At 69.7% G+C, this 6,360-nt stretch carries 7 protein-coding genes; all 7 read left to right on the top strand.

Translation table 11 applies throughout. The annotated features are described in order from the left end of the window. Window positions 1-495: 495 nt before the first annotated feature. Complete coding sequence (gene rpsB, locus QZ483_RS12085; protein ID WP_297084335.1) at window positions 496-1,509, top strand: 30S ribosomal protein S2; 1,014 nt, start codon at window positions 496-498, stop codon at window positions 1,507-1,509. Between the two features lie 11 nt (window positions 1,510-1,520). Continuing rightward, on the top strand, window positions 1,521-2,360 hold the full coding sequence (gene tsf, locus QZ483_RS12080; protein WP_297084333.1) for a translation elongation factor Ts: 840 nt from the start codon (window positions 1,521-1,523) through the stop codon (window positions 2,358-2,360). A 56-nt stretch (window positions 2,361-2,416) separates the two neighbouring features. Beyond that, entirely contained in the window at window positions 2,417-3,166 is a 750-nt protein-coding gene (gene pyrH / locus QZ483_RS12075; protein WP_297084331.1) for a UMP kinase, read from the top strand. Between the two features lie 23 nt (window positions 3,167-3,189). Next, window positions 3,190-3,747 (top strand): ribosome recycling factor, encoded by a 558-nt coding sequence (gene frr / locus QZ483_RS12070; protein WP_297084329.1) that lies wholly within the window; start codon window positions 3,190-3,192, stop codon window positions 3,745-3,747. A 29-nt stretch (window positions 3,748-3,776) separates the two neighbouring features. Continuing rightward, window positions 3,777-5,027 (top strand): phosphatidate cytidylyltransferase, encoded by a 1,251-nt coding sequence (locus QZ483_RS12065; protein WP_297084328.1) that lies wholly within the window; start codon window positions 3,777-3,779, stop codon window positions 5,025-5,027. Continuing rightward, window positions 5,024-6,133 carry a 23S rRNA (adenine(2503)-C(2))-methyltransferase RlmN gene (gene rlmN / locus QZ483_RS12060; RefSeq protein WP_297084326.1) on the top strand — a complete coding sequence of 370 codons (1,110 nt, stop codon included), beginning with the start codon at window positions 5,024-5,026 and terminating at the stop codon, window positions 6,131-6,133. Before QZ483_RS12065 ends, rlmN begins: the two co-directional genes overlap by 4 nt. Then, on the top strand, window positions 6,133-6,360 hold a 228-nt coding region (locus tag QZ483_RS12055; RefSeq protein WP_297084324.1), incomplete at its 3' end, for a DivIVA domain-containing protein. The genes rlmN and QZ483_RS12055, both read left to right, overlap by 1 nt.

Genomic DNA, 6,360 nt, shown 5'->3' with positions numbered 1-6,360 from the left:
GGGAGCCTGCATCGTCCCGACCGCCAAGGCTGCCGCCGCCACCAGCACCATCCACCATGGTGTGCGCATCGCTCTCACCTCCGTGGACGATTCCAGCGGCTGTGAGTGAGGCTTCGCCACGGAGTGCGCGCCGGGTGGGGGACGATGGGGGCGTGCGCTGGCCTGGGGACGGCAGCGGGTGCGCTGCTGAACAGCAGCGGCCCCCACTCCGGGTTGCCCGCAACCGCCCATGCTGGGTCGCGTGCGACCGCCCCGGTCAGGTATGATCGTCCCTGCATCCGGCATGCCCGGATGACATCGCGCGCCATTCGCGCCGCCCACCGGTCAGCCGGCAGGGAGCGCGCCGGGAAGGCGAGGTCCGAACGCAAGTTCGGTGTCGACCCGCGTTGGTGCCAGGGATGCGGCCCGCGGGGGCACGCATCGTCAACCGAACAAGCGGGCCCCGTCCCGCCCAGAACACCAGTACGCGCACGCGCGTGCAGAACAGGAACAGCCATGGCCGTCGTCACCATGCGCCAGCTGCTCGACTCGGGCGTCCACTTCGGACACCAGACCAGCCGCTGGAACCCCAAGATGAAGCGCTTCATCTTCACCGAGCGCAACGGCATCTACATCATCGACCTGCAGCAGTCGCTGTCCAAGATCGACGCCGCCTACGAGTTCGTGCGCGACACCGTCGCCCACGGCGGCACCGTGCTCTTCGTCGGCACCAAGCGCCAGGCGCAGGAGACCATCGCCGAGCAGGCCAAGCGCGTGGGCATGCCCTACGTCAACGAGCGCTGGCTGGGCGGCATGCTCACCAACTTCCAGACCGTGAGCAAGCGCATCTCGCGCCTCAAGGAGCTCGAGGAGATCGACTTCGACGATGTGGCCGGTTCCGGTCGCACCAAGAAGGAGCTCCTGGGCCTGCGCCGCGAGAAGGACAAGCTCGACAAGACCCTGGGCGGCATCCGCGACATGGCCAAGACGCCGTCCGTCGTGTGGATCGTCGACACCAACAAGGAGCACCTCGCCGTGGACGAGGCCCGCAAGCTGGGCATCCCCGTCGTCGGCATCCTCGACTCGAACTGCGACCCGGACGAGGTCGCCTACGGCATCCCCGGCAACGACGACGCCATCCGCGCCGTCGGCCTGCTCACCCGTGTGATCGCCGACGCGGTCGCCGAGGGCGTGCGCATCCGCCACACCCCGAAGGGTGACGAGGCGGACGCCGAGGGCACCGAGGAGCCGCTGGCCGAGTGGGAGCAGGAGCTGCTCGACGGCAAGGCCGACGAGAGGGCCGACGAGAAGGCCGATGCGCCGGCTGAGAAGGCCGACGACAAGGCCGAGGCGACCGAGGACAAGGCCGAGGCGATCGAGGACAAGGCCGAGGAGAAGGCCGAGGAGGCCCCCGCGGCTGACGAGGCCAAGCCCGCCAAGAAGGCTCCGGCCAAGAAGGCGCCCGCCAAGAAGAAGACCACCAAGGCTGCGGACAAGGCCGACGAGGCCGCCGCCGCCGACGAGAAGTAAGGGAACCGCACATGGCGAACTACACCGTGGCTGACATCCAGGCGCTCCGCGAGCGCACGGGTGCCGGCATGCTCGACGTCAAGAAGGCTCTCGACGAGGCCGAGGGCGACCTCGACAAGGCGGTCGACATTCTCCGCGTCAAGGGCCTCAAGGGCGTCACCAAGCGCGAGGGCCGCTCGGCCTCCGAGGGTCTCGTCGCCGCGTCGATCCAGGACGCCGACGGCGGCCAGGTCGGCACGCTGATCGAGCTTAACTCCGAGACCGACTTCGTGGCCAAGAACGACAAGTTCGTGGCGCTCGCGGACTCGGTGCTCGCGACGGTCGTCGCCGCAGGCGCCGACTCCGCTGAGGCCGCGCTCGCGATCGACGTGGACGGCAAGTCCCTGCAGGAGGTCATCGACGCCGAGGCCGGCATCCTGGGCGAGAAGATCGTCCTGCGTCGCGTCTCTCGCGTCGAGGCTCCCGTCGTCACCGAGTACCTCCACCGCACCAACAAGGACCTGCCGGCGCAGGTGGGCGTGCTCGTGGGCTCGGACGCCAAGGCCGGCGAGGTCGCTCGCGACATCGCGATGCACATCGCGGCGTACTCGCCCACCTACCTGGTGCGTGAGGACGTCCCCGAGGACGTCGTCGCCAACGAGCGTCGCGTGGCCGAGGAGACCGCGAAGGCGGAGGGCAAGCCCGAGCAGGCTCTGCCCAAGATCGTCGAGGGTCGCCTGAACGGCTTCTTCAAGGAGAACACGCTGGTGGACCAGGCGTTCGCGAAGGACCCGAAGACCACGGTCGGCAAGGTCATCGACAACTCCGGCGGCGAGGTCTCGGCCTTCACCCGCTTCCGCGTGGGAGCATAGGCTTCCAGGCAGGAGACCCCACTTCCAGCAGCGCGCCGCAACCCCAGGAGGAGCCGATGTCCGAGTCCACCACCGTGATTCCGGACACCGGCGATTCCCCGGGGATGCGGCGCGTTCTGCTGAAGCTGTCGGGCGAGATGTTCGGCGGCGGCGCCGTGGGCCTCGACGCCGACGTCATCAACCGCATCGCGCGCGAGGTCGCAGCCGCAGTCGAGCAGGGCGTGCAGGTCTGCATCGTGGTGGGCGGCGGCAACTTCTTCCGCGGCGCGGAGCTGTCGCAGCGAGGCATGGAGCGCGCGCGCGCGGACTACATGGGCATGCTCGGCACGGTCATGAACGCGCTCGCCCTGCAGGACTTCCTGGAGCAGGCCGGCGTCGCGACCCGCGTCCAGACGGCCATCACCATGGGCCAGGTCGCGGAGCCCTACATCCCCCTGCGCGCCGTCCGCCACATGGAGAAGGGCCGCGTGGTCATCTTCGGCGCGGGCGCGGGCATGCCGTACTTCTCGACGGACACCGTCAGCCTGCAGCGCGCGCTCGAGGTCCGGTGCACCGAGGTGCTGATGGGCAAGAACGGAGTCGACGGCGTCTACACCGCAGACCCGCGCAAGGACCCGGACGCGCGCATGCTCGAGCACGTCACGTACGAGGACGCGCTTCGCCAGGGCCTCAACGTGATGGATGCCGCCGCGTTCTCCCTGGCCAAGGACAACGCGATGCCCATGGTGGTCTTCGGACTCGAGGAGTCGGGGAACGTGACTCGCGCCCTCGTGGGTGAGAGAATCGGCACGCTGGTCACGGCCTGAGCCGTGCAGAACAAGGAGCACACGTGATTGACGAGATCCTCCTCGAGGCAGAGGAGCACATGGACAACGCCGTGGGAGTCGCGAAGGACAACTTCGCAGGCATCCGCAGCGGCCAGGCATCCGCCGCGATGTTCGCGAACATCACGGTCGACTACTACGGGGCGCCCACGCCGCTGCAGCAGCTCGCCTCGATCACGCTTCCTGAGGCACGCATGGTGCTGATCTCTCCGTACGACGCCTCGGCGAAGAAGGAGATCGAGTCGGCGATCCGCAACTCGGACCTGGGCGTGAACCCCTCGGACGACGGCAACGTGCTGCGCATCGTCATGCCGCAGCTCACGGAGGAGCGCCGCCGCGACTACGTCAAGCTCGCGAAGTCGAAGGCGGAGGATGCCCGCGTGACGGTCCGCAACATGCGCCGCAAGGCCAAGGACCGGATCGACGCCGCCGTGAAGGACGGCGAGGTCGGCGAGGACGAGGGCAACCGCGCCGAGAAGGAGCTGGACTCCCTGACCAAGCAGCACGTCGACGCGATCGACGCGCTGCTGTCGCACAAGGAGAGCGAGCTGCTCGAGGTCTGACCTCGGGTCGCGTTCGCGCGCCACGTTCCATGAGCATCTTCCGACGTCGACGCGAACCGGTGGAGCCCGTCGCTCCGTCGACGCCGTCTCCGGCCCGCATGCCCCCGTGGCAGCCGGTGCATGGAGGGGCCGCGAGCGACCCGGCGGACCTCCCGCCCTTCGACGCGCCCCGCATGCCGTCGCTGCACCCGGAGTACGAGGACTCGCCGACGCCCGACGGCGCCGAGGACACGCGCCCTGCCCCTACGACGCCACGCTGGGGCGAGCCCCAGCCCGAGACCGCGCCCCAGGCTGAGTCGGTGCCCCAGCACCAGCCCGGGCCGCAGCCCGAGTCCGGGCGCGAGCCAGAGCCTTCGGCGCTCGCCGCGCCGCCCGAGATCCCGGTCGATGCGGGCGTCGATGACGCGCGCATCGACCCCACCACCGAGCATCCCGTCGAGGAGCCTGTCGAGCAGGTCGCGCCGGTGTCGCGTGGCGGGCGCAACATGCCGGTCGCGACCCTGGTGGGAGTCGCGCTGCTCGCTCTCGTGGTGGTGGCCGCATGGTGGCACCCGCTGGCCTTCTCCGCGCTCGTGGTCGTGTTCTCGCTCGCGGCGGTGATCGAGTGGCGGTCCGTGCTCGCCAAGCAGGCGCGCAGGGTGCCTCTGGTTCCCGTGGCCCTGGCGACCGCGGGGTTCGTGGTCGCGACGTGGAGCTACGGCACCGAGGGCCTGGTGGTCGCGCTGATGGCGGGCCTGGCCGGCAGCGTTGCTTGGCGCGTGGTCGACGAGCGCATCGAGAACACGCTCGCGGACTCGCTGGCCGCGATGCTGACGCTGCTGTGGATCCCGTTCCTCGCGTCGTTCCTGGTGCTGCTCGTCATGGCAGACGATGGCTGGCACCGCGTGCTGATCGTGATCCTCGCCGTCGCGGGCTCCGACACGGGCGGGCTGTTCGCCGGCATGCTGTTCGGCAAGCACCCCATGGCACCCCGGGTGAGCCCCAAGAAGACCTGGGAGGGCTTCGCCGGGGGACTGCTGCTCGGCACCGCCGCCGCCGGGGTCGCCGCGTACTACTTCTACGCAGGCGACTGGTGGATCGGCGCGATCGTGGGACTCGGTTGCGGACTGGCCGCCGTGCTGGGCGACCTTGCGGAGTCGGCAGTCAAGCGCGACATCCAGGTCAAGGACATGAGCTCGCTCCTGCCGGGGCATGGCGGCATCATGGACCGTATCGACTCGCTGCTGCTCGCCGCCCCGGTGGCATTCGTCGCATTCGCCGTTCTGACGAGGTTCACATGACAGACCGCCCTCTCCTCCAGATGGCCGCCCCGCGGCGCGGCAAGCCGCCGCGCCACTTCGCGGACCTGTCGCACGACGAACGCGTCGACACGATGCGCGAGCTCGGTCTGCCCGCGTTCCGCGCCAAGCAGCTGGCAACGCACTACTACACGCACCTCACCGTCGACCCCGCCGACATGACCGACCTCCCGGCGGCCTCCCGCGAGGACCTCGCCGAGCAGATGTTCCCCGCGCTCATGAGCCCCGTCACCTCCTTCACGGCGGACGGCGGCGCCACGCGCAAGACGCTGTGGAACCTCCACGACGGCGTGAAGGTCGAGTCCGTGCTGATGAAGTATCCCGACCGCGCGACGCTGTGCGTGACGAGCCAGGCGGGCTGCGGCATGGCGTGCCCGTTCTGCGCCACCGGGCAGATGGGCCTCACCCGCAACCTGTCGGCCGCGGAGATCATCGAGCAGGTCCGCCTGGCGGCCAAGGCGTCGCGTGACGGCGAGCTCGGGGAGCAGGTGCGCCTGTCGAACGTGGTCTTCATGGGCATGGGCGAGCCGCTCGCCAACTACAAGGCCGTCATGCAGACCGTGCGTGCGCTCGTGGCGCCGGAGCCGCTCGGCTTCGGGCTCTCGGCGCGCCACGTGACCGTGTCGACCGTCGGGCTGGTCCCCGCGATCGACAAGCTCACCAAGGAGGGCATCCCGGTCACGCTGGCGCTCAGCCTCCACGCCCCGGACGACGAGCTTCGCAACGAGCTCGTGCCCATCAACACCCGGTGGACCGTCGATGAGGCGCTCGACGCCGCGCGGAGGTACTTCGACGCCACCGGCCGGCGCGTGTCCATCGAGTACGCGCTCATCCGCGACATGAATGACCACGCGCACCGAGCGGATCTGCTGGGCCGCAAGCTCAAGGAGCGCGGCGAGGGCTGGGTGCACGTCAACCCGATCCCGCTGAACCCCACGCCGGGCTCGAAGTGGACCGCGTCGGACCCCGAGGTGGAGCGAGAGTTCGTCCACACCCTGCGCGCTCACGGGATTCCGACCACGATCAGGGATACTCGAGGCAGTGACATCGACGGCGCGTGCGGACAGCTCGCGATCAAGGAGGCCTGATGCCTGACCTGTTCCCGCGATCGGGCGCGACCAAGCTGGGCTACCGCGTGGCCGACGTCGACGAGTACTTCGGGCGGGCTCGCCAGGCCTACGAGCGGCCCGACGCGATCGATGAGCTCGCCGACTTCGAGGTGCGTCGCGCGAGCTTCGCGCTCAAGCGCGGCGGCTACTCGACCTCGGCGGTCGACTCGGCGCTCGACCGGCTCGAGGTCGCCTTCACGTCGCGC

Origin of the sequence: uncultured Demequina sp. (genome assembly GCF_913055775.1) — a bacterium.
GTDB lineage: Bacteria > Actinomycetota > Actinomycetes > Actinomycetales > Demequinaceae > Demequina.
The sequence above is the reverse complement of the archived record's forward strand: the minus strand, read 5'-3'. Positions and strand labels throughout refer to the sequence as shown.